20 protein-coding genes are annotated in these 23,151 nt (G+C 41.9%); 7 read left to right on the top strand and 13 right to left on the bottom strand.

All coding sequences use genetic code 11. The features are described 5' to 3' along the window. Nucleotides 1-327 precede the first annotated feature (327 nt). From GSY63_RS17405 to GSY63_RS17415, 3 genes are all read left to right on the top strand, one after another. Complete coding sequence (locus GSY63_RS17405; RefSeq protein ID WP_166587113.1) at nt 328-1,155, top strand: sterol desaturase family protein; 828 nt, start codon at nt 328-330, stop codon at nt 1,153-1,155. A gap of 4 nt (nt 1,156-1,159) precedes the next feature. Continuing rightward, nucleotides 1,160-1,783 carry an outer membrane beta-barrel protein gene (locus GSY63_RS17410; RefSeq protein WP_166587114.1) on the top strand — a complete coding sequence of 208 codons (624 nt, stop codon included), beginning with the start codon at nt 1,160-1,162 and terminating at the stop codon, nt 1,781-1,783. An 80-nt stretch (nt 1,784-1,863) separates the two neighbouring features. Then, on the top strand, nt 1,864-2,292 hold the full coding sequence (locus tag GSY63_RS17415; RefSeq protein WP_166587115.1) for a PepSY-like domain-containing protein: 429 nt from the start codon (nt 1,864-1,866) through the stop codon (nt 2,290-2,292). Between the two features lie 90 nt (nt 2,293-2,382). Here the strand turns inward: GSY63_RS17415 and GSY63_RS17420 are convergent, their stop codons facing one another. The 4 genes from GSY63_RS17420 to GSY63_RS17435 form a co-directional block, all read right to left on the bottom strand. Continuing rightward, nucleotides 2,383-3,633 (bottom strand): sensor histidine kinase, encoded by a 1,251-nt coding sequence (locus GSY63_RS17420; protein WP_166587116.1) that lies wholly within the window; start codon nt 3,631-3,633, stop codon nt 2,383-2,385. Nucleotides 3,634-3,645: 12 nt separating this feature from the next. Beyond that, nucleotides 3,646-4,323: a response regulator transcription factor gene (locus tag GSY63_RS17425; RefSeq protein WP_166587117.1), complete on the bottom strand. Its 678-nt coding sequence runs from the start codon at nt 4,321-4,323 to the stop codon at nt 3,646-3,648. A gap of 75 nt (nt 4,324-4,398) precedes the next feature. Beyond that, complete coding sequence (locus GSY63_RS17430) at nt 4,399-6,870, bottom strand: outer membrane beta-barrel family protein (RefSeq protein ID WP_166587118.1); 2,472 nt, start codon at nt 6,868-6,870, stop codon at nt 4,399-4,401. 88 nt (nt 6,871-6,958) lie between these two features. Further along, complete coding sequence (locus tag GSY63_RS17435) at nt 6,959-9,625, bottom strand: DUF5686 and carboxypeptidase-like regulatory domain-containing protein (protein WP_208094581.1); 2,667 nt, start codon at nt 9,623-9,625, stop codon at nt 6,959-6,961. Nucleotides 9,626-10,243: 618 nt separating this feature from the next. Here GSY63_RS17435 and GSY63_RS17440 point away from each other — a divergent pair. Beyond that, the gene (locus tag GSY63_RS17440) at nt 10,244-11,083 is read left to right on the top strand and encodes a hypothetical protein (protein ID WP_166587120.1); all 840 of its coding nucleotides are present in this window, start codon (nt 10,244-10,246) and stop codon (nt 11,081-11,083) included. 22 nt (nt 11,084-11,105) lie between these two features. Here GSY63_RS17440 and GSY63_RS17445 read toward each other — a convergent pair whose 3' ends face one another. Genes GSY63_RS17445 through GSY63_RS17475 form a run of 7 tightly spaced genes read right to left on the bottom strand, consistent with a single transcriptional unit; the run spans nt 11,106 to nt 17,653 of the window. Then, nucleotides 11,106-11,921 (bottom strand): oxygenase MpaB family protein, encoded by an 816-nt coding sequence (locus GSY63_RS17445; RefSeq protein ID WP_166587121.1) that lies wholly within the window; start codon nt 11,919-11,921, stop codon nt 11,106-11,108. 1 nt (nt 11,922) lies between these two features. Beyond that, nucleotides 11,923-12,333 (bottom strand): ribosomal maturation YjgA family protein, encoded by a 411-nt coding sequence (locus GSY63_RS17450; RefSeq protein WP_243749257.1) that lies wholly within the window; start codon nt 12,331-12,333, stop codon nt 11,923-11,925. Continuing rightward, complete coding sequence (locus GSY63_RS17455) at nt 12,311-12,808, bottom strand: hypothetical protein (RefSeq protein ID WP_166587122.1); 498 nt, start codon at nt 12,806-12,808, stop codon at nt 12,311-12,313. Before GSY63_RS17455 ends, GSY63_RS17450 begins: the two co-directional genes overlap by 23 nt. A gap of 15 nt (nt 12,809-12,823) precedes the next feature. Then, on the bottom strand, nt 12,824-14,158 hold the full coding sequence (gene xrtN, locus GSY63_RS17460) for an exosortase N (protein WP_166587123.1): 1,335 nt from the start codon (nt 14,156-14,158) through the stop codon (nt 12,824-12,826). Continuing rightward, nucleotides 14,139-16,670 carry an XrtN system VIT domain-containing protein gene (locus GSY63_RS17465; RefSeq protein ID WP_166587124.1) on the bottom strand — a complete coding sequence of 844 codons (2,532 nt, stop codon included), beginning with the start codon at nt 16,668-16,670 and terminating at the stop codon, nt 14,139-14,141. Before GSY63_RS17465 ends, xrtN begins: the two co-directional genes overlap by 20 nt. A 52-nt stretch (nt 16,671-16,722) precedes the next feature. Next, entirely contained in the window at nt 16,723-17,025 is a 303-nt protein-coding gene (locus GSY63_RS24865; RefSeq protein ID WP_166587125.1) for a winged helix-turn-helix domain-containing protein, read from the bottom strand. Further along, nucleotides 17,006-17,653 carry a hypothetical protein gene (locus tag GSY63_RS17475; protein WP_243749258.1) on the bottom strand — a complete coding sequence of 216 codons (648 nt, stop codon included), beginning with the start codon at nt 17,651-17,653 and terminating at the stop codon, nt 17,006-17,008. Before GSY63_RS17475 ends, GSY63_RS24865 begins: the two co-directional genes overlap by 20 nt. Nucleotides 17,654-17,730: 77 nt before the next feature. Here GSY63_RS17475 and GSY63_RS17480 point away from each other — a divergent pair, with 77 nt between their 5' ends. From GSY63_RS17480 to GSY63_RS17490, 3 genes are all read left to right on the top strand, one after another. Continuing rightward, nucleotides 17,731-18,339: a hypothetical protein gene (locus GSY63_RS17480; RefSeq protein ID WP_166587126.1), complete on the top strand. Its 609-nt coding sequence runs from the start codon at nt 17,731-17,733 to the stop codon at nt 18,337-18,339. 98 nt (nt 18,340-18,437) lie between these two features. Beyond that, nucleotides 18,438-19,328, top strand: coding sequence for a DnaJ domain-containing protein (locus tag GSY63_RS17485; protein WP_166587127.1), 891 nt, complete (start codon nt 18,438-18,440; stop codon nt 19,326-19,328). A 79-nt stretch (nt 19,329-19,407) separates the two neighbouring features. Further along, on the top strand, nt 19,408-19,839 hold the full coding sequence (locus tag GSY63_RS17490; protein WP_166587128.1) for a hypothetical protein: 432 nt from the start codon (nt 19,408-19,410) through the stop codon (nt 19,837-19,839). A gap of 67 nt (nt 19,840-19,906) precedes the next feature. Here GSY63_RS17490 and GSY63_RS17495 read toward each other — a convergent pair whose 3' ends face one another. Together GSY63_RS17495 and GSY63_RS17500 are read right to left on the bottom strand one after the other, a co-directional pair. Continuing rightward, nucleotides 19,907-20,533, bottom strand: coding sequence for a hypothetical protein (locus GSY63_RS17495; protein ID WP_166587129.1), 627 nt, complete (start codon nt 20,531-20,533; stop codon nt 19,907-19,909). An 11-nt stretch (nt 20,534-20,544) separates the two neighbouring features. Further along, a complete protein-coding gene (locus tag GSY63_RS17500; RefSeq protein WP_166587130.1) occupies nt 20,545-23,094 on the bottom strand; it encodes a mechanosensitive ion channel family protein in 2,550 nt (849 codons plus the stop codon). Nucleotides 23,095-23,151 lie beyond the last annotated feature (57 nt).

A 23,151-nucleotide genomic window follows, 5' to 3' on the forward strand; every position in this document is an offset into this window, starting at 1 on the left:
GATATAGTAAAGTAAAAGCTAACCCATGTGATGCTGGTTTAAATACGTTTATAAATATATAACTCTATTTATTAATCAAAAAGCGGCATTTATGCCATCGCTTTTTTTTACTTATCCTTATACGATAATTTATTGCATTTTGGTTTTTATTTTTTATTCCAAAAAGTTTTAAAAGCAGCCTATACTGCCTTTCCTTTCACAAAACCTTCATCAAATCCGCCTTAATTCGCGGCCGATACAAACATAATTCAGAATTGAGCTGCACTTTGGTAGCACAAACGTTACAAAGCGCTTAATTACTGAACAAATACCCCTAATTAAACAGCTATGCAGGATCATTCCCTAATTTCCAAACATCAAGACGTTATTCAAATTGCGCTCTTCGCCCTTACCATTACCTCTATCTGGGCGAGCGAATTATTATTTACCGCTAACACATTTTTTACTAAGCTAAAACATAGCCGCGTTAATTTGTTGTTCATTTTCACGGCATTACCTGTTCAGTTGTTCATGACCACGTTTGTGCTGGCGGTTTCGGTATGGGCCAACCACCATCATTGGGGATTAATCAACTATATTCCTTTTCATCAACATCTTGTCGTTTACTATCTGAGCCTTTTTGTGCTGCTCGATTTTTGCGAGTATATCTACCATGTAATTATGCACAAGCTTGATTTTCTATGGAAGTTTCACCTCGTGCACCACTCCGATCTGCATGTTGATGTTTCTACTACCATCAGAGAGCATCCGGTAGAAACATTTATCAGAACGGGCTTTCAAATACTGTGGGTGTTTTTGTTAGGGCCGGTAGCAGCAGTGCTTGTGTTCAGGCAAACTATTCAGTCTTTTTCTAATATCGCCGCACATACCGAATTCCGTTTACCAAACCGGATCAACAAGGTTGTTGGCTTGATTTTCATAACGCCTAACCTGCACCACGTGCACCACCATTTCGAACTGCCCTATACTGATAAAAACTACGGCGACGTACTAAGTATATGGGACAGGCTATTCGGCACCTACGGCGAGCTTGAAAGCCACGACACGGTATTTGGCGTAGATACCCACATGTCACCCGAGGTTAATGGAAAATTTGTAAGCGTTTTGGGGATACCCTTTAAAAAATTGATCCGCAAGCCGATTACAAACACCTAGAATTATGCCCGGTATACGCTCCCGTTTTGCTTACATCTGCGCCGCATTAGCCGTATTCTGCTTTCACAACGGCTATGCACAGTCGGAAGGTTTTACGTCTAAAATCTATTTCCCGGGGGCAATAGGTTTAAGCATACCGGTTAAAAACGCGTCGGGCAGTATTAACAACGGATTTATGCTGAGCACGGCGCTTGAGTACCGGCCATCTGAAGAAAACCATATTTTTTACCGGTTTAATTACGACGCCATCAATAACCATTATCAGCAATTTACCGCCGGCTTGCCCACTAACGTAAACACCGGAAAGCTTTCTGTTAGCCTGTTAACCATTGGTGCGGGGTATCGGCGAAGATTTAAGCATTTTAGAATTTATGGCTTGGTGCAAGGAGGAGTGGGCATTAACAACTATCCAATACTTACAAGTACAGCATCTAACATTACGGTGAGCCAGGTAAGCAGCGATCATCTGGCCATTAAGTTTTCGATAGGTGCAGAATATTATCTGGCCAAGCATTTTGCGTTGACTATAGAGCCCTCCTATTTTCACCTTCCTCCCGACGATCAGATCGTCCCTATAAATACGAATAACCTCAACCTAAGTATTGGTTTTACCACAACCCTATTTTAGTTTTAATTTTTCTGCATAGCCCATTCAACTACAAAGAAAAATCAGATTGCATAGTTAATATTGATTAAAACTAAAACGTAATGAGAAAAGTAATTTTAAGCATGCTGGTAACAACCGCCGCATTAAGCGCGGTAGTTGCACAGAAAGTAAAAAAGGCCGATGTACCCACGGCCGTTAGTACGGCCTTAATGCAGAAATATCCAACGGCTACCAAAGTAACCTGGGAAAAAGAAAAAGGTAATTATGAAGCTAACTGGGGTGGCAAATCCGGCGAGGACACATCGGTGATGTTCTCTCCAACAGGCACATTCATGGAACAGGTTATCGCCATCAATCCATCCGAACTACCGGCTGCTGTTACTGCCTATGTAAACAAAAATTATAAAGGCAAAAAGATTACCGAAGCAGGCAAAGTAACCGATGCCAAGGGTAAAATAATGTACGAGGCCGAAGTAAAAGGCAAAGATTTGGTGTTCGACGAAAATGGTGCTTTTTTAAAGATAGATTGATAGACCCTAATAAACTCTGCTTAATACCCAAGGCCGCCCCGATTATTGTTGGGAGCGGCCTTTATTGTTAAACAACCTTACTCGCCCCTATTACCATTCGAAAGTAAACAGGTGCATCTGCCAGCTCAATTCATATTTAATATCGATGCCCGATTGATCGCAGATTTGTTTAATGATAGATAAGCCAAGGCCATTATTGCTGCTGCTTTGTTCTGCCTTATAAAAACGGGTAAATATCTTGTCGGGATCAATGGGTTTCTTGTCGCCGGTATTAGCAATGGTTAAAACGCCTTGTTGCAAATTAACCCTTATTAAGCCACCATCAACATTATGGCGATGGGCATTATTAAATAAATTGTTTAAAAGGATATCTATCAAATCGGCATTAGCATTTATAGAGGCAGGTTCTAATACAGCATCAATAGTGATCTGCTTCTCTCCCCAAAACTCTTCTAATTGGGTTAGTTTGTCGCTAATTCTTTCTTTAAGATCCAGATATTCGGTTTTAATAAACTGATTGTTTTCGATCTTGGATAACAGCAACAGCGACTGTCCAAGGTTAGTAAGCCTCCTTACCGATTGAAATGCACTCGCAATGGAGTTTATCTGCAACTCCGTTAAATTTTCGCCCTGCATAATGATATCCAGTTTAGAGCGAATAATACTCAAGGGTGTTTGAATTTCGTGCGATGCATTTTCGGTGAACTCTTTTAACACCAGGTACTCCTTATCGGCGTTCCTCATCATTTCGGAGAGCTGGCGGTTCATAAATGCAAACTCCTCTGTTGATGTGTTTTCGAAGGCCAGTTGGCGTGGGGTTCCAAGTTTAAATTCCCTAAGCAAATCCAGCGTGGTATAAAACGGGCGCCATAGCCTGCGCAGTAAAAAATGGCTTAATACCAGACTAACCAATATCACTACTAAAATAGTGATGGTAGTAATCAGCGCTATGGAACGCGACAGCCCACTCAAAGCCTCGAGCGATTTGGAAACAATAATTAAATAATGCTGACCCTTCAGCGTAAAAACATAGGATAGCGAACGGTATTGCACAAAGTCCTTATCCTCTTGGTCGTAAAGTTCTTTAGTCTCAAAATAAGATGGAGTAGCGTGGTCGATTTTTTTATAACTCACCATCCAGTCGTCGGTAACTACCGCTTTGGGAAACTCGCCGTTTTTATTAATATAGTCGGTAATTTTCTGGGCGTGCTCGGTTAGGCTTTCGTCAAAATCGCTGATGAGGATATGGTTTACCCATAGGTAACAACACAGGCCCGAGATCAAAAATATCCCCATAATAATGGGCAGGCTTATACGGTTGTACCTGTTAAATAATTTCATCCCCATACCAGTTTAATGGATACTAAACTTATAACCCATACCATAAACCACCTTAATATAATCGGGGCTACCTGCCTGTATCAGCTTTTTACGTAGATTTTTAATGTGCGAATAAATAAAGTTGTAGCTGTCGGCCAGGTCCATTTCACTACCCCACAGATGCTCAACGATAGACTCTTTTGTTACCACCTTATTTTTATTGCTGATGAAGTAGAGCAAAAGCTCATACTCTTTTCTCGTAAGCGGAATGTCGATATCGTCTAGCTTCAATGTTTTTTTGAAAATATCGAGCACCAATTTATCAAGCGTGATATAGTTTTTACCTTCAAACAAGCGCCGCCTGATAATGGCGGCAACACGCGCACTCAGTTCGGGTAGATGGAAGGGTTTTACCAAATAATCATCGGCACCAGATTTCAAGCCCGCAATTTTGTCGTCCAACGAATTGCGGGCACTGATAATAATTACCCCTTCGGCCTTTTGCATATCCTTTAGCTGTTTCAGAATATCCAGGCCACTGCCGTTTGGAAGCGTGATGTCTAAAATAATACAGACATACTCATACAAATGGATCTTCTCCATGGCCGAGTGGTAGTCGTATGCAGCTTCGCACAAAAACTCCTCATTGGCCAAATACTGGCAAATACTGTCAGAAATATCTCGCTCGTCTTCAACTACTAAAACTTTCATTCTTTGGGGTTTAAAAGCTATTTATGTTGAATACAAAAGAAGCGGATGAATCTGTTTTCTTTCTGTATTTAAGCTCTATCGGCCCGGCTCGCCAGGTATACCTTGCTGATTATTGTTGTCGTCCTTATTCTTTTTAAACTCCAACTTGCCGAACTTGTAACTCAGACTGATACCAAACGATCTGAAAGGCACCTGGCGTAGGTTTGCCTGGCTAAAATTAGCACCGTAAGTAGTGGTTGTTTGGTTTACGTACCGATTGAAAGGATTAGCGGCGGTTAAGCCGATGCTGGCCATTTTATTAAGGAATTGCTTGCGGATAGCAATATTATAGAATGCAAAAGCCGGGCGCGTTCCCTGGATATTCTTTTGGCTCGAGTTATAGTTTCCGAATACCTCAGCAACCAGGTTTTCCGGGAATTGATAACTGGCGTTCAGGTTTACACGGTAAGCAAAACCGGTTACACTTGGCAAGCCGGGGTTACTGTTGGTGCGTTCGCCCAGTTGCACGTTTGATCTTAAACTAAGTTTACCCACCGGCACAGAACCAAACAGGTTTAAGCCAACGCCGGTTTGCGAACCAATGTTATAGCGTTGGGTAAGGGTAACGTTGGTATAATCGGTGCCGCCTATGTTAAGGGTTTCGTAATAGGTACTAAAGACTTGTATATCCTGCGTATTGTGTCTGTAAAAAGCGGATGTGGTAAAATTAGCACCACTGTTAAAGGACTTGCTATAACCAACTTCATAATTATGGCCTATCTCTGGCTTTAAATTGGGGTTACCTGTGCTGATGTTATGCGGGTCGCTGATGTTGTAGAACGGGTTCAGGTCGCCATAGTCGGGGCGCTCTATACGGTACGAGTAAGCGAATTTAATAGATGCAGTTTCGCTCAGTTTATGCGATATCAGAAACGACGGGGCAAATGTGTTATAACCCGGTATAGTTGTTCCCGGGAAATCTGCGGTGGTGTTGGTGCGCTCGTAACGCAGGCCTGCTTTTCCATCCAAAAACTTATTGAACAAAGAGAATGAACCTGATAAGTAACCTGCGTATATTTTACGGTCGTAATTAAAGCCGTACGTTTGGCTGGCGTTGGGTACGTAAGATCCGTCGGCGAGCAAGCTGTCGGTTTCAACATTATTACTTAAATGCTCAATTACGGCTTTTGCCCCTGCTTCTAAGGTGAAGTTCTTTCCAAAAGGCTCGGTATAATCCAGCGAAATATTGGTTTCATGGTCGCGACCGGGGTTGTTACTGGCAGAACCAGAGGGCTGATAACCACCATTAAGGTAAGTTTGTTGCTGCATGTAGTACGAATTATTTCTGCCGTAGCTCGATGTATATAACAACTCTAACTCCTGCCCTTCTTTCTTAAAAGTCTTTTTATAATCCAAACTCCAATCCGTCGAATTCGATTTAAAACGGCTATCGGAGTTACGTATGCTCATTAAATCTGAATAAACGTTGCCCATAGGGCTAAGCATCTGCTGATCCTGATTGGTTAAACCCGTGTTGGTATTACCGAAATGATTAAAACCGACAGACCCGGTAAGGTTGTCGTGTTTGCTGATATCCCATTGAAAATTAAAGCCCGATTGATAGCCACTACGCTTAAACTGTCCATCCCCATTTTGCGACAGAGTTGTTATGGTATCGCGCTCATCATTGTACGACCGCCTGTTGTTAGATGTATAGGTGGTAGAATTTAACTGCTCATTTCCGCTAAAAAAAACGCCTGCGCCAAAGTTGCCCTTGCGCACGTTAAGGTTTAAGGAGCCGTTTTCTAACCGTGTACCAGCGGAGAGATTAACCGTTCCGTTTACGCCTTGTACCTTGCTATCCTTTAAAACAATGTTAATAATACCACCTGTACCTGTTGCATCATACTTGGCACCTGGGCTGGTAATTACCTCAATGCTTTTAATCTGGCTGGCGGGAATAGATTGCAGCGCATCGGTTAAGCTAGAACCGAAAATGCTGGAAGGTTTGCCGTTTATCAAAAACCGGATATTAGCATTACCCTGCAACTCCACATTACCGTCAATATCTACACTTACCTGGGGCACTTTTTTTAGTACATCGATGGCAACACCGCCCTGGGCTGTAAGATCATTGGCAGCATTGTACACCATTTTATCAATATGGCTTTCTACTACCGGAGCCTTAGCAACTATGTTTACATCTTTTAACGTGGTTTGGGCGGAGTTAAGCACAACCGTGCCTATTGCAGTATTACCGTTGTTAGCCACAACCACGTTATCAATAGTTTGGCGTTGATAGCCTAAAAAGTCGACTGTTACTTTGTATGTTCCGTTGGGAATATTGCTGATATTAAAATTTCCTTTGGCATCAGAACTTGCGCCGTTGAAGGGGCTTGTCGAGCCTGTTTTAAAAACGCTTACAGTGGCATAATCAACTGCCTGCTTGGTTGCACCGTCTATTATTTTACCACTGATTCTGCCCTTTGCATTCTGGCTGAATGCTTGAAATGATATTAAAATATTTAGAATAAAAAGTGAAATCGTTACTTTAATTGTAGTACTCATGGCCGCGAAGATGCAGCGCAATTTTGTACAAACTCTGAAGTAAATAACGCGTCACACTAATGTTACGCCGATTTTGGCTTGCATAATTTTAAAAATCTAGACCGACACTAAACTTCACGCCATATTGGGATACACCCGGATGATCGAGATAATTGAATCGCCTGATCAGGTCTACACGCAACACTTTAAAGATGTTGCCGATACCCACACCACCCTCAATGTAGGGCTTATTACCCAAAGCATAAGTACCATTGGCCCCGCCCGTACCCACCGGAAACTGGTAAAGGCCAGTTGAATACATAGGGTTATTCTCATCACGCAAACCACCGTACAATATCTTAGCAGACAGGTATTCACGCCACTTCAAATGCTCTATCAGTGGGATTTTATTGAGGAAGAAACCGTTAAAACTTTGGGTAAAGTTAACGCCGGCATAATGGTCGCTTACAAATTCGAGGTAGGTCATTTGGTTGTAGGCATCTGGATCGTAAGCCAGGGATTGGTTAGCAGGACTGATGCTCAGTAAAGGGAATGGAACCTTCCCTTTTAAATAGCCACCAACCAGCGTAATATCCGCATAACCTAATTGCGACATATAGAATCGTTTATAAATATTGGCACCGAGCGTTGTATACTTATACGAACTATTAAGCACCCCTTTTACGGCTTGGTTAATCTGCAGGTTGATAATAGGGAATCTGCTATGGATAGTTCGGCGATACATGGTACCCTGCAACAATTGCTCGTGCGGGGCAAATCGCAAACCGAGTTGTACTTCGCTGGTAACCAAATGGTTTACAATAGTATTGGCAGGGTCGTTGTATTGATATACTAAAGTACCCGCAGCCTGTTGATCCCAGTTTTTAAAACCGAGGTCGAACGAAAAGTGGTTCTCGAACTCTTTGACATAGTCGGCCTTAAAAATCTTGCTATATAACCAATAGTCCGTTTTACCGGTATGGAATGATGCCAATGCCGCCTGCTGATTATTAATCGAAAAGTTTTGCCCCGGCACATCAACATCCGAAAGGATGCTCAGCTTGATATAGTCGTTAGGATAGCGATAAAAAGGTACTTTGTTAAAGGAATAGTAGGTATTTAAGTTATACTTATAACGCCCGTCCCTAATCCCGTAAGCGCCATAACCTTCCAAATAAATATGTTGGTTAAAATTGGGCGTAGTACGCCCCCCAACCTGAAACCGCGAGCCTTCCTGGCTGTTGAAGGAGTAAATAGCACCAATAGGCCCCAGTTGCACCGGCCCCCAATTGGCATATCCACCAACAAAGGTATTTGCTATCCAGGTTGCCCTTTTAAATTGCTTCATGCTTTCCAGTCGGGCAACGCGTCCGTAAACTTTGGTTTGATGATCTGAAAGGGTGTCGGGGCGCGTATTTTTCCAGTAAGCAGTATCAGGATGCTGCGAGTTGGGTAACACCTGCACGCTTTTACCTTCGTAAAATGCATCGGGCATCGGCGAGTTCAGCACCTGGTTAGAGAATACTACCGTGCGGTCGCCTATTACACCAAAGCCTTTGTTGCGGAGGATTCCAAAATCGGCTTTTACGTCGCTTTTCCTCAAGAAATAACGTCCCCCCGGAACCTGTTGAAAATCGAGCCTTATGTTCAACGTTCGTACAAAGTTGATGTTGATCTGCCGGTTAATATCCATTTCGCACGACTGCACGGCATATTTGCCATCCATGGTCACCAACAACTTGCCTTCAAAAAGCAGGTCGCCTTTGTTACGCGGCGTGTAGCTTAGCTCTATCAATTTACCGGTACTTGTTTGTATAGTATCGGTAATAAAGAATTTATAAAAATCGGGCGAGTGATCGGATATCGGACTCAGGAATTGATTCGAGAGAATAAAGATATTGTTGGTATAAATATCAATGGAGTTACCATATAAACGGTTTAGGTAAATGGCCAAACCAGAGGTATCTATAAACTTAACGATATTAACTTCCTTCTCGGCCTTTAAAATTTTGATAGACTTGGTCGGTTGTTTACGATAGTAGTTCTGGGATATCTTTTCGCTGAAATAAGCCGGGAGTAATACCTGTTGCCGCCCGTCTTTTTGTATGGTATCCAGCATAAACTTATACATCCGGAAAAACCGGTTGTTGATTAACGCCGACGGTATATCAACAAAAGACAGGTTGATCCTTTCATACTGCTCGTTTTGCAGGTAATCGGCGCTTTCCATACGGTTTTCGGGCTTATGATCTATCACCCGTTGGATAACCTCAACCGCAGGGTTGCCCTTGTTTCGGTACTTTTGCTTTTTGCCTGATGTAACCTTAACCTCTTTTAATTGCGTATGGCTGGCTTGTAAACGCAATTGTAAACCGCTATTATTTTGCCCGGGATTGATAGCTTTAGTGAGCGACTGAAACCCCATGTAAGAAACAATAATGGTACTAAAAGCGCCCGGCGCGCTAAGGCTAAATTTCCCTTCGCCATCAGAGTTACCACCGTATTTGCTCGTTCCAAACCGGATGGCAACAAAAGGAAGCGGTGTGCCCGTAGCAGCATCTACAACAACGCCGCTTACACGGGTAGTTTGCAGTGGAACCGGAGTATTGGCATTATTGTCGGCATTTGTTTGAGCAATACTGAACAGTGGAATACAAAGTAAAATATAGCAGAAACAACTTTTCAGCTTGCCGGCAGACAAGGCTCTTAATAAGTATAAAGACACCGGATTATCAGTAACCGGCGTTTTGAGGAAATTCCAAAAAGACAATAACAAATCGTTTTAATTAATTCGGACCTAAAAATTTGTGTAAACGTTATGCCATGCAATAGTACCAGTTTGTCTTTTATCGCTCTAAAATAACATGTTAATTCTGTATTATTTTTGAATAGGGGGATTTTCCCAAACTAAACGCTAAAATCTGGAAATAGTTATAGGCAATAGCGTATTTAACATATTTGTAATTTTTGCCCATGGAGCCGCAAAACTCTACCCTAAAAAGTGGACGATGGAGCGGATCGACCACATCGTCCGCAGAAATCCGACGTAAAAGTCATTTTCGACCAAAACAAAACACATTAAAGTGATTACCAATAAAATATACAACATCATTTTAGCACAGCGCCACCAAATCGTCCACTTTACAGACTTAAAAGTATTTTTTTTGATATTATAAGCACTGAAAAACTACAACAAAAACTTAATTCATTATCATAAACACTTAAATAAACACAGAAGAGTTCAAATAACGAGGTTTAAATTCCAACGTCATTACTTAGTTAAGAGCGAAACGGAATAAGAGTAATAAAGTAGTGAAGCTCATTTTTACTACGCAACACGTCAGCATCCACGCAACTACTTAAAATTTAGTATTTTAGATACAAATTATTTGTCATGAACCTTAAATCGGCAAAGCAAATGATACCATTTCTCTTTATAGTGTTCGGAAGTCTCATTACGGTATGCGCAGCGTATTATGACTATCAACAAAAACTCAATGATAAACAGGACGAGTTGAATAAAGAAAGAAAGAGAAACGAGGAATATCGTAGCATAATTTCAAAAAGCAACGATATCATCTCAAACAACAACCATATTATCGCTACCCAAGATACTGTAATTGAAACAACTACAAAAATAATTGATTTACAGAATGAATTGGATAGAAAAAATAGCATGATTCAACTCTTGCAAAACAACACACTCGAAAACGTTACGGGTGGCAAAAGCGTACCTTTTATACTGTTTGTGGTATTCGATAAAGCTATTTCAATGGAGTGGGGAAATCCCACTAATCTTCCGATAAGAAATGTTGAGATAAACATATCCCGGAATTTAGATAAAGGCGATAGTGACTACGAACGTGACTCGGCCCAAAATATTAATGTCCCACTTGACGTGAAAGCAGTGTCTAAATATTTCTCCTATGGACCGAAAGATTTGCCTTTACAATTCTCAGAGCAGCTTTTATCAGAAACGTTTGATGCAAATTACACAATCAATTTGTCGTTTACAGTTCGATGGTTAAACGGTTTTTATTCAGGCTTATTGAGATGTGCTTTCGACAAAGATGATAAATTCTTTATTTACGATTCCACCATTTATGAATATACGGACGGCTTCGATTATAGGCATGCTGTCTTTATACAAGGTTATAATGGTCAAGCCAAATCTGCAAAAGCTCGCAATTTTGGTGAACGCTTTTTTACTGTAAAAAGAAGAAAATCCAAATAAGATAGAGTTTTTAGAAGCATCCCTACGTCTGTCTTATCAATCTCGAGAACAAGCCCAGTCGCAGAGCTTCCTCATATAAATTTCTTAAATCTATTGCCTGTATTTGGGCTTTGTATTTTACAGGCAATAGTAACTCCCTTACCCATGTTTGCAGTTTAGTATCATTAATGAGCCTGTAACAGAAAATTGCCGGTCGCAGTGCATTACCCGAGCCAAAGGCCAGTAAAGCAGTAACCCTATCTGGTGCCATGCTGGCTTGTACCTGCTTCAGTAATTGAAATCGCAGCACTCCCAGGTGTTTTTGGTATCGTGTAAACAGGTCTTCAGTAAAGCGGCTCACTTCTAAATTGTTCTGCAGGTGGTCTTCGCGCATAAGTTGCCAAATAGGATAATTGAGCGGCATGCCGTTGAGGTGCATACGTACCCCCACTTTACAGAACACATTAAATACTTCCGTCTTTTCTTCGAGCGTTAACTGCCGTTCCAAAAGTTCGAATGCGCGGATCGAATAATCGATCAGGAAAAACAACACATCTCGGTATGCCCAATCCGGAATTTGTTCGCCCCTGGCCGATTCTACCTGACCATGTATTGCCGTAATGCGGTCTATGGCTGCACAGGCATCTTCGTTGGTAGCAAATAGTATCTGCTGCGCATAGGTAACCGTAGAAAATAATCTGCCGAGTGGATCGGCAGGGAGTTTGCCTGTAAAATAGAGCCAATCGACAGCCTTGTTTACGGCAAATTCTGCTGCAGCACCTGCAAAAATAAACAGCACGGTATCTGCGTTGCCCCATATTTTTCGCACTATCGAATCTTCTTTTACAAAATACTCCATATCAGTTTGCGGGTTTATGTAACAGTTTAACTTCCACCAGCCATACCAATAGCATCCCCATGGTATACATTATTATATCGTTCCAGCTAAAATTAGTGCCCATGATAATGCAGGCAATCTTATAATTTTGAAGGCCGAGTACATTTAATATATGAAAGTATTGCAGGGTTTCTACCAGATAAGCGAATAACAATACCCCAATTACTGTAGCTGTAACGGGCGTTTTAAAAAGACCTTTCACGAAACAGTAGATGAGAATAACTACCAGAAAATCGCCGAAGTATGGGCGGATAATATTATCGTGTATGTAAACGGCAATACCGGCCTCGGCTGCAAGCAGCAGTAAAACCCAAACAAAGTAACCCCAGCTAAATTTAAACATAGATATCTTATAACGCTCTGACTTTAACATACTGCAACAGTTTAATGCTCTTATAACATATAATTAGCGGGATGATACCCAGCAGGCAAAACATGCAATCAACCACCCGCCAAAAAACCGGGATATGCCTTATACTACCTGCAATAAATGCCAATGGAATAATGAGCAGGCAGGCTATAATGCCAAACTCTATTACCCACACATTTTTAACCGGGTTATTAAGCGGGCCAACAAAAAGCAGTGCCAATATAAGATGTGCAAATGCAAGCCAATCTGTACCGTAGCTTAGGTATGGATAATTTTTATTGGTGGCAACTACAGCCCCGTAAACGTTGTGCAGCCATTGCCCCCACAACGTAGGCAACGTATCGGCATAATTAAGCAACCATTTAAGTTCCGTTTCTATCGGGAAAGCAGTAAGACCGCTCAGGGCTAAGCCCACAATCATTATCCATATACATGTTTTGGCTCTTAACAGGAGTTGGGCTTGGATTTGATGTTTCATTGCTATTGATGATAATTAATAAATATAACGGGCATTGGCCAGCATGGCTTTTACCTGCTTTTGAAGATTTTGCCTGCTGTAAGCATTTACATTAACCAGGTAAAACGATTTGTTCCCCTTTAAAGCCAGCCAACGCCATTGCAGCTGATCGATAGTACGGGTTTCGCCGTTATCAAACCACCATGCAGCATATATTTTATCGTTACCTTTTCGGAGCAGGCCGGTGTAAACTTCTACCCCTCCTATTTTTTCCTTGTTGATGGATGAGAATTCATATCCGCTGCCTGTCCAGCAAATCATAGGGTCGTGACCGGGAATATAAAAAGCCGAGGGTTTTAGATAGATAAGGGCTTCTTTGCTGTCGAACTTCATAATCCCATTATCAAATTCTTTTTTGGCGAAACCATGCAGTTCAATATGGTGATCGTTCGGCATTAGTTTATCGGCGCTCACCAGGTTTAGCGTAATAAATAATAAAAGGATTGAAAATAACCCATGCAATATCGGGTATCGCACGGTGAAAAAAACATGCCTGCGTTGTGGTGCTCTTATGCTTGCTTTTGCCTTCCCAAATCGTTTTACAATTGGGCCGGTACCCTTAACCAACGGTATTACTACGTAAACAAGCAGGCAAGCTATCCCCACAAAATCGTGAAACACGGTACCCGGCATAATTTTAAAGGTTACCAGTATCAGTATCCTGAAGAAATTGGATAGCACGTTTAGCCCAATAGTGAGCAGGAACAAAGCGCAGAGGTAAACAAAACGCAGCTGCTTACCAGCTTGCCGCTGAAAATGGGTAAGGATAAACAAGCACATAATCAGTGAAATGATCAGCATATTTAAGCCGGCGCAAGCCGGATCGACAGAGAATTCGCATTGCGCCAATTGAATCTGGTTACCGGCTGCAGCCGCCTTAACCCCCATCATACTAAGTAATGCCGCTATTTGTGTAGTGAGCCATAACCTCATCGGAAAATCGATAATACTGATGATGTATTTAAAAGCCGGTGAGATTAAAAAAAGCAATAGCATAAACGATTGGTTTAGTTTACCCACGCAGTTTTCTACCAGCAGCAGTGCGGAAAACAACATGGCAATAAAAATCATGGTGCGCACCGGCACCAGAAATGCCAATAACATTGCTATAACGGCCGGTGCTAGATACCGTAATGACAGACGTGACCTATCAACCGTACAGATGTAAGGCGCCACAATAATTCCCACGAGCAGGTTAGCATCCCAGGTTAAATAACCGGGTAGTATCCACAGTGCTATAAACAAATAAACCAGTGCATAAGCGACCGTTAAATTGGGTATAACAGGCGCTTTAAGCTTTATTGCTAACATGACTTTTAGAGATTTGCGTTAGTGATTTCTTATTGACCAAAAGGTATATCGCCACGCTGGCGCATAAAATAATCAACAACCACTCCTGCGGTTCGGGCACCGCACCTGACGATTTCATCGACGCATTTTTAAGGCTGTTCTTATTTTCGTCGATGCCGAAGCGTTCGTAATCCTTTTGCGTTTCGAGCACAATAAAACTCGACACGGGCGATACAATGTAAGCTTTCTCTGCCTCGGCAATATTATCGGGTTTAACAAATCCATCGGTAAAGTAATCGCCACCTATTTTTTTCATCAAATCGTTATAAGCAAACAGGCGCAGCAAATGATCGGGGGCGTTAACAGTGCAGGTTCCCGTAGTTTTTTGGATCATCATTTGGGCGTTATCCAAAACCACGGTTTCGTTGTTTTCCTGGTTCTTTACAAACTGATGCTTAGCTAACAGTTGGAGCAAGCTATCGGGAGTGCCTTGCGCATAATTAAATACACGTAATTCCTTCAGCGCTTTTAAATAAGGGGTAAGCTGGTGCCCAATATTATAAAGCCGTATTTGTTTTGGCGTTTTTAAATACCCGGTAAGGTCTTTAGCAAATTCACTTCCTTCCAAATCGTTCAAATTAGGCGCGGCATCGGTACTTTCAGATATCAGCAGCGCATTACCCGGATTGGCAATCTCATTAACCGGGAATAAACTAAATGTCTGTTTACTTAATGCATTGTAAACCTCGTGCAGATTTTCATTACTCAGCCGTACCAGTGTATCTGTGTGGGCGTACACGGGTTTGTTTTTTACCATGGCCCATATACTATCCAATTCGGCAGCCGACCATGAGCCATTAATGTCCAGATAAATAACCTCTGGTGTAAATGATTCGTACTGTTCTACATAGTTTTTAACCTGATATGCCGTATCTGCAAATGCAAAAGTAGTGGTAGACAATGCCGGTGCCTTGCAAGATAGCTGCCAATCGGGTTGGTAGTTGCGGTCGCCCTGGTAAACGCCCGGGCTTATCGGTTTAAGTTCCGAGGGCAAATCCAAGCTGGCTGCATTTCCATCGCAAGTTACCTGCATGGTTTCTAAAGCACCGGCGGCAGTAGGGCCGTCAAATGACGCGTTGTTATAAAACAGGCGGTCGCCCTGTTTGGTTAGCGGACTGGTAATTCCTATTTTAAACCTCCTGTTCTCTACCGGCGTACATGGAAATACGCGTACACTTACGGTATTACCCTCTTGCCAATGAACCACCGATGGATCGTGACTTTCTACACCGACAACTTCGTGGTAGGCAGAATCAGCCTTAGCGTTGGTGGTTAGTCTCGATTTCTCTTCCTTACCATCAATCCATAATGACAATGACGACACAACAGATCCTTCTGAAAGGTGAAAGGTATAAATGGCCTCCTGCTTGTTCCATTGCCAATCTGACCTATTTTTAACAGTGAGTGTCTTCTCGGTATACGCCATCCGGTATTGAGGGAACAATTTCACATTGCTGATTACGCTTACCGTTTCTAAGTTATCGCCACTCCACAACCGTTCTTGCGCCTGGTGACGGGCGTTATACATCGATCTGAGGATTTTTATACGCTCGTTATCACCGAGGTTTGGTTCTTTAAATAGTAAGGTGGCAATTACCACCAAAGGGTCGTGTTGTTTAGGCTCGTCGAACGATTGCGATGGCATGCCTCCCCAAAAGAAATTTTTGTTAGAAACTTCGGTATAAACTAAACCGGTTTTTAAGATGCGCTCGGTCCAAAAAGAATTTTCGATCTGTTGGCTAACGGCAACCCAGGCGGGCAATTTGGCCTCGTTAAGTACATTTTGGTTAACCAGCGTATTAATTTTTTTATTGGTAGTACCCCATGCAACCAAAAAACAGGCGCATACTACCAAGGGTAAAGTCGCCCCGCAGATAGCCGGGTACAGCAGTGATTTGTACTGACGCGATGCGCTGGTAACGAGTACAATAGTCATAATGGCTAAACACAGCGGCACGTAAGTATGCAACGACACGCCTATAGCGATAATGCCAACAATGCTCAATGCATACAAAGGCAACAGGTAGATGGCATAATAAGTAAATAGCGTAAAGGCACTACCCAGTAAAAAGAATATTATGCGATTGAGGGCTTTAGGCAATACCTCGTAAAAACTGGCAACCATAAGTGCTATGCCCGAAAGTACAATCCACACACTAAGCCAGGTTACCGAACTGTCGAATACATTCATCTCTCGATTGAGGGCAAACGCGCTGATAAACCATAGCACCAATAGCACAACAATATTGGGAGTTCGCTCCCGCGCAAATCGCCATTTGCGATTGATAATACCGTTGATACCAAGGGCTATCAGGTAGCCTGCCGACATAGCATAGTTAACAAAAAAGCTGCCTGAGGATGTTTGGCGACTATATTGGTCGGCAATAGCAAATACTATAACCGATACAATAATCAATAAAAAACCGGTTAAAAGTAGCGGTTGTTGTTTGAGGTGTGACAGGATTTTTTTCATTTTTTTTCAATTAAAAAGTACTTTGTATTTCAAAGTAACAGGGTAAAAAAATTTAGAGCTTCTGTTGTTTTATTAAATTTTCGAGTGCTTCGAGATGTTTTTTAAATGCCGAAATACCCTGCGCCGATGCCAGGTAACGGGTATTGGGCTTACGCCCCAGAAAAGATTTGCTTACGGTAATATATTCGTCTTTCTCCAAAGCCTTTAAATGCGATGCCAGGTTGCCGTCGGTTACCTCCAGCAACTCTTTCAGCGAGTTAAAATCATAGCTCTCATTAGCAACCAGCACGCTCATTATCTGTAAGCGGATACGGTTTTCAAAAGCTTTATCGAAGTTAGTTAGCGTTATTTTCACGATCGTATTTAAAGTGCATTGCACTGCCGTACACAATGTGCAGCACACCAAAACCAAATGCCCAAAACAGCAAGCCATAGCCGGGTAAAACTGTTGCCAGCAAGCCCAAAGCAATTTCGCACAGGCCAAGCCACTTTACATCGCCATAAGTATGCTGGCCTGCCGACACCAATGCAAGCCCATAAAATATAAGGCATCCAGGTGCAATAATACCAAAACGACCTTGCATAAACAGCAGCAAAACAAAACAGCCGCCGGTTACCAGTGGCAAAGCCCCGCTTTTAAGAAACGACTGGCTACTTTGATTCCAAACGCTTTGCCCTTTGCGCCTCGCTTTGCGAACGGTGAGCCAGACACCTGTACCAACAGAAAAAATCAATACAAGTATAGCAACCAAAAACAAGCGTATAATATCTGTTTGATAACTGTATGTGAGCAAATCAGTATCATTTTTTAAATATATAAGCTTGTAAGCGATGCCTGCCCCTATTAAAGCATACACACCGGCCATAACACCCGACAAGCCGCTGAGCGATATAAACCGTGTAGACCGCTCCATAAGGTTACGGATAGAACTGATTTCGGAATAAAGATCTTTCTCTTCCATGTAAAGTACTTTGTTATTCAAAGTAAATATATTTTGTTGAAGTATGCAAATTTGATTTTGATAAAATTTACGCCTCAAAGTATTATTAACTTAGTACGATGTTACAAAACCGGGTAGATCCATACGGCAATTTGATTAAAACCCCGCATCGTGGCGCGTGGTTGGGTAACCGTGGGGTAATACATAACGAGCAGAAGCAGATTGTAAGGCAATTTAAAATTAAAGTCTGGATTACCTGCGCCCTGGAATTTAGAGGAAGGCACCGTGAGGTAATGACACCCAACCGATGGACCGAACTTTTCTTTTTGGATGAGGCTACCGCCTTTTCGGCCGGGCACCGCCCTTGCTTTCAATGCCGCTACCTGGATCATCAACGTTTTAAGGAATTTTGGCTGAAGGGTAACCCGCAATACGGTTTCGATATGAAAACACCCGTAACCAAAATAGACGAGATTATCCATACAGAAAGGGTTTCGGCAGATAAATCAAAAGTAAGTCATGAAGCGGATGTCGATGCCTTACCCGATGGTACATTTGTAAACCATGAGGATAAGCCTTATCTGCTGAAACAAAACCGATTGTATCTATGGACTCCGGGCGGATATGGCGAACCAATTGACTTACACGATAAAACACTAACGGTGCTAACGCCAAAATCGATAGTAAATATGATCAAAGCGGGTTATACTCCGCAAATGGCTGTCTGACAGCCGTTTCATTTATTTAAAATTATTTCAGCATTCTTATTAAACTATAATTAAGAAAATTAATCAAACAGCAGAATACTAGCTATTTGATTGAGGCAATGAAAGATTTCTACTACATTTTGGGAACAGACAGCCGCTGCACTCCAGATGAGCTTAATGAGGCATACCGTAAACTTTCACAAAAACTAGCCCCGGCATTGGGTGAGGAAGATTATTTCTTGCAGAGCCATTTCAAAGAAATAACAGAAGCCTATGAAATATTAAGCGACCCCATTAAGCGCAAACGTTACGATGAGGTGGTTAAAAAAACCCATAAAAAGCAATTAGCCAATTTCAAAGCCAAAAACCTCGGCATCGTTACCGTGGGTGCCTTGATCTTGTTTACAGCCTTATTTGGTTTTTACGTGGTAAGGTTGCTTAGTGCTAATGGCAAGAGTAATCAGCCTGTCGCAGTAACCCAGGCGCCTATTGTTGCAGCCGTACCTACTAAAATTCAGCACCATAAAAAGAAACACCATGCTAAAGCTGTAGCTAAGGCTATCCCTGTTATTCCGGTAAAGAAGGATTCCGTTGCGCGGGTTGCTGTGGTAAAACCTCCCATTATTGTTGCCGCAGCAACAGCTAAAAATTTAGCTACACAATCAAAAATACAGCCTGTAGTAAAAGCTCCCCCTGTTACCACCAGCCCCACGACAACACCACCCTCCAAAAGCGAGATAGTTATTACCGCTCCTATAACCAAAGTGACACCATCAACTGCAACTGTTGCCCGTACCTACGCACCTGTAGATTCTTCGTACACCACGTATCTTAAACCTACAGCCGAACAAACCTACCTGCATCAACAGGCCGATTATATGTCGAACGTTTTAACGGTTTTGCCTAATCACTCGAAGATTAAAGTACTGGCCAAAGGTTCTACCTTTTACAAAATTTCTTATAACGATCAAATAGGTTATATACCGCGGTGGACTATCATAAAACCTTAATTACTATTATTTTTCTAGAAACTAATTGCTAAGCCATTGGTATTTTGATAGCTTTATTAAATGACCAAAACAACTATTTATGAAATTCATCAAATCTTTACTATCAGTTGCTTTACTAACTTTTATTTGCTTGAGTGCATACTCGCAAACCCCAACAGGCCAAATTTATTTTATGCGCTCGACGGGTTACAATGGTGCCGCCGTTAATGTGAGGATCTATGTAGATGATCAGTTGGTTTGTAAACTAAAAAACAATCGATTCTCCATTCACGACATGGCAGTGGGCAAACACGTGGTAACAGTACAGCCAACAGGCATTTCTAATGGAAAAAAATCAGACCCAATTACTGTAGAGGTAGCGGAGGGAAAAGCTAACTATGTAAACGTAGTTCAACGAGTATCTGGTTATGCGAGCTACCTTTCTTGCGAGGAGGTAACCCAAAGCTCGGCCGACAATACGCTGAAGAAAATAAAACAAACCACAGATTGCGGCGTAACCGAAAATAAGTAATCCGAAAAAATCATAAAAAAGCTGGACCCTGTTTTACAAAATCCAGCTTTTTTTTGGAGACATATATTTAAAATCTAAACATCGGGTAAGGATCGTGAGGATAATTCAATACCTTTTTTAAGTTACCTGGTGGAATATCGAATACAGGTTGTATGCTCGGGTTAGATGGGTATTTAGTTCCATTAAACCTCATTATGTGATTCTTATGGTTACTTTGTATAATCAGGTCTTTCCAACCGTTGGTTTTGCTGTTGGCAATAATTATTGGATAGTCGCTAACACTAAACTGGGTAATTACTTTGCCGGCATTATCCATTATTAAGAATGAGCAACCTCCGCTGCCGCAAAAATACGGACCGGTAAATCCTACAAAAATTTCTTTAATGCCGTCGTCATTCAGATCGTATTCATAGATCATAAAACGGCGGCTCATGCTATCTATAACCTTCTTCGACAAATCATCCGCATAGCGCTTTTGCAGCCCCTCCCTCACTGTGTCAACAGCTACTCTTCTAAAGGTGCACGTATCGTAATACTCCACTGGGATGGTATCGGTGGTATCCGGATCCATTTTAGCTTCGTCGATGGTTTTAGAAGGTACAGAATCTGTAGGCATGCTGCTCTTATTTCCGGATTTACATCCTGCATAAATAAGGCCGCTAATTAGGGCTACAGCAAGTGCGTATCTTTTCATATAAAACGTTATTATTCTTTGGTTCGTGGTTTGGTAACTCTTTTAACAGGTTTCTTTTCTTCAATTTCTTTCTGGGCATCTGTTTTATCTGTCTGATGTAAATACACATCCTGCTGCGGAAATGGTATTACAATATCGTTTGCCTTAAACACTTTATCTATCGTTTTAATCACATCACTTTTCACCATTGTACCATCCTTAAATTCGCGTACCCAGAAAAGCAGGCGCATATCTATCGAGTTGTCGCCAAAGTTTTGAAAAAATACCAGCGGTTGCGGATGGCGATGGATGCGTTCGTTGTCGTCGAGTAGCGTTGCAACAATTTCCTGAGTTTTTTGCAGGTCGGTTCCATACGCAACACCTACCGTTAAATCCATCTGCCTTTTGCTACCGGCCAATGTCCAGTTGGTGAGGTGCGAATTCAGCAGATCGCCATTGGGTATAACCATATCGGGGCCGTCCATTTTAGATAAGATGCTGCTCCGAAAGCCTATCGATTTCATGGTACCCATCTGCCCTCCTATTTCTACAATATCGCCAACATTAACCGGTTTTTCAAAGGCAATAATTACCCCGCTTACCAGGTTTTGCACCAAGGTTTGCAGACCAAAACCAATACCCACGCCTAATGCACCTATAATAAGCGCAATACGATCTGTAGGGAACCCTGCAGCTGCAAAAGCCAGAAATGTCCCCAAGCCAATGATACCCACGCGGATCAACAGGATCCAACTTCCAATTCCTGGTCGTCGGGTGCTTGCTGCAAGATGTTGGGGATCGCTTTCGGAAGTAAAGTAGGATACCGTTTTGGATACAACAATTGCGGCAGTAATAATGGCGACAAAAATAATGAGGCTACTGATGCTAAAAGTGTAATTGCCAATAGTGCGTGGCTCAAAAAACATTTGCTTTAAGGGTTCTGAAATGAATTTGAACACGTAAAAATTTCGCCCGAACAAAATAAACCAACCGATAATTAGAAACAGGTAAAATAAGGTTGGCGCTTTCTCGCCCACTACATTAAAATTGATGTAAAACAACCTTCTGTCCTGTTTAGTGTAGGCTTTGGATGCAAGGTAAAGCCCCTCATTAATAAGGCGTATAACCCACAAAAATAAAATACCAACAACCACACCTAGGTAACCCGCCACTAACAACGATTTAGAAAGATTATACCTGCCAAAAACATCAGCAACGATACAACCAAGTTCGAGCACTATGGAAAGGCCTATAAAGTAAAGTATCCATCGCTGTCTCAACTGATCGCGGTGGCCATTGGCTAATGCGAAAATCCCCACAATTACACCAATGGCTGCCAGCACCAACATGCCCCAGCGTTCTAAAGGCGAAGCCTGTAATATCATATTATCAAGGCAACTGATAATAAACAGCACCACAAACACCAGCCACACTTTAAGCCAATACCTCGAAATAAAATTGCTGAAAATTACTGTTAAACAAATGGCTGATATAATCCAAAACAAACAATTAAATACAAAGGGTATGCCTGTAAAAATAAATTGCCCCGTACATAACATAATGCTAATGGCAGATAATATGGGATAGCGTAGTAGCAATTGCCCTGGGTATTGGTCTATAGCAGCATCGTCATGGCTGACAATCTGTTTGAGGGATGTGAGAAAAGCTGTTGATGCGCAAATAAGCAACAATACCAATATGATTTCGCCTATATGATTTTTTGCGTAAAACCAAAAGGTGAGTTCGGCCTTAAGATCCGAGTGATAAACAATGCGATCAAACGGACGTGTTGACGCTGCGTCGTCGCCCAGATTGTTAAATTCCCGGTCAAATATCCGGGCGGCCAGCGCGCTTTGATATTGGTCAATTTCGTCGAGGTTAGCGGTCAGCTTATTTACTACCCGGTTTACCTGGGTCTGTAGTTTATGGGCGCTGCTTATGGCTTTCTGCAAAAGGGTATCCATAGGATTAATTTCCTTCCCCACCACGTTAATCAACTTATGTGCGTACACTACGGCATCTACGGAATCTTTTGGAAAACGATATATAACAGGATCGGCAAATAGAGAGTCTATTTTGTAACGAAAGTCTACCAGTATCTTTTCGTGTTTATCAATCGCCTCTTTTCTCAGATTGGCCCGCTTCAGTAATTCTGCAAGTAACTTTGACGTAGTAGTGAGGTTGCGGTAAGTTTGAGTCGAAATCCTATGTGTTAAAACTCCATCACCCACTACATTAATTAAGGTATTTACATCATCAAGCTCCTGCTTCATACCAGTAGTATCGATACCGGTTTTAATATAAGATTTCGATCTTTGTACCTCTCGTCTTATATCTTCTAAGAGGTGCTCCTGTTTAAGCGTTTCCTTTTCGGTATTAAACTTTAAGATGCTCCGGCCAGCCTCCGCATCACCTATTCTTTTCAATTTGGAAACCATGCTACCGGTCATGGAGTCTGCATTAAGCGTATCGGATTTTGCAGTCGGCTTTACACTTTTTTTCTGAGCAATACCGGTTACGCTGATGAATAATATGGAAAGAAACAGCAGGTATTTTGTGCTATGCCGGTAAAGTAATTCCATAGATTGTTATAGCTTTATTTGAAAAACCGCAGTTTCCTGTTTCCACCACATATCCGC

The sequence above is a fragment of the Mucilaginibacter agri genome (genome assembly GCF_009928685.1).
In the GTDB taxonomy this organism is placed as follows: domain Bacteria; phylum Bacteroidota; class Bacteroidia; order Sphingobacteriales; family Sphingobacteriaceae; genus Mucilaginibacter; species Mucilaginibacter agri.

What these genes read in the sequence shown, in the direction of transcription:
- GSY63_RS17405 (WP_166587113.1), top strand. Translation starts at nt 328, where the DNA reads ATGCAGGATCATTCCCTAATTTCCAAACATCAAGACGTTATTCAAATT.
- GSY63_RS17410 (WP_166587114.1), top strand. Translation starts at nt 1,160, where the DNA reads ATGCCCGGTATACGCTCCCGTTTTGCTTACATCTGCGCCGCATTAGCC.
- GSY63_RS17415 (WP_166587115.1), top strand. Translation starts at nt 1,864, where the DNA reads ATGAGAAAAGTAATTTTAAGCATGCTGGTAACAACCGCCGCATTAAGC.
- GSY63_RS17420 (WP_166587116.1), bottom strand. Translation starts at nt 3,633, where the DNA reads ATGAAATTATTTAACAGGTACAACCGTATAAGCCTGCCCATTATTATG.
- GSY63_RS17425 (WP_166587117.1), bottom strand. Translation starts at nt 4,323, where the DNA reads ATGAAAGTTTTAGTAGTTGAAGACGAGCGAGATATTTCTGACAGTATT.
- GSY63_RS17430 (WP_166587118.1), bottom strand. Translation starts at nt 6,870, where the DNA reads ATGAGTACTACAATTAAAGTAACGATTTCACTTTTTATTCTAAATATT.
- GSY63_RS17440 (WP_166587120.1), top strand. Translation starts at nt 10,244, where the DNA reads ATGAACCTTAAATCGGCAAAGCAAATGATACCATTTCTCTTTATAGTG.
- GSY63_RS17445 (WP_166587121.1), bottom strand. Translation starts at nt 11,921, where the DNA reads ATGGAGTATTTTGTAAAAGAAGATTCGATAGTGCGAAAAATATGGGGC.
- GSY63_RS17450 (WP_243749257.1), bottom strand. Translation starts at nt 12,333, where the DNA reads ATGTTAAAGTCAGAGCGTTATAAGATATCTATGTTTAAATTTAGCTGG.
- GSY63_RS17455 (WP_166587122.1), bottom strand. Translation starts at nt 12,808, where the DNA reads ATGAAACATCAAATCCAAGCCCAACTCCTGTTAAGAGCCAAAACATGT.
- xrtN (WP_166587123.1), bottom strand. Translation starts at nt 14,158, where the DNA reads ATGTTAGCAATAAAGCTTAAAGCGCCTGTTATACCCAATTTAACGGTC.
- GSY63_RS17465 (WP_166587124.1), bottom strand. Translation starts at nt 16,670, where the DNA reads ATGAAAAAAATCCTGTCACACCTCAAACAACAACCGCTACTTTTAACC.
- GSY63_RS17480 (WP_166587126.1), top strand. Translation starts at nt 17,731, where the DNA reads ATGTTACAAAACCGGGTAGATCCATACGGCAATTTGATTAAAACCCCG.
- GSY63_RS17485 (WP_166587127.1), top strand. Translation starts at nt 18,438, where the DNA reads ATGAAAGATTTCTACTACATTTTGGGAACAGACAGCCGCTGCACTCCA.
- GSY63_RS17490 (WP_166587128.1), top strand. Translation starts at nt 19,408, where the DNA reads ATGAAATTCATCAAATCTTTACTATCAGTTGCTTTACTAACTTTTATT.
- GSY63_RS17495 (WP_166587129.1), bottom strand. Translation starts at nt 20,533, where the DNA reads ATGAAAAGATACGCACTTGCTGTAGCCCTAATTAGCGGCCTTATTTAT.
- GSY63_RS17500 (WP_166587130.1), bottom strand. Translation starts at nt 23,094, where the DNA reads ATGGAATTACTTTACCGGCATAGCACAAAATACCTGCTGTTTCTTTCC.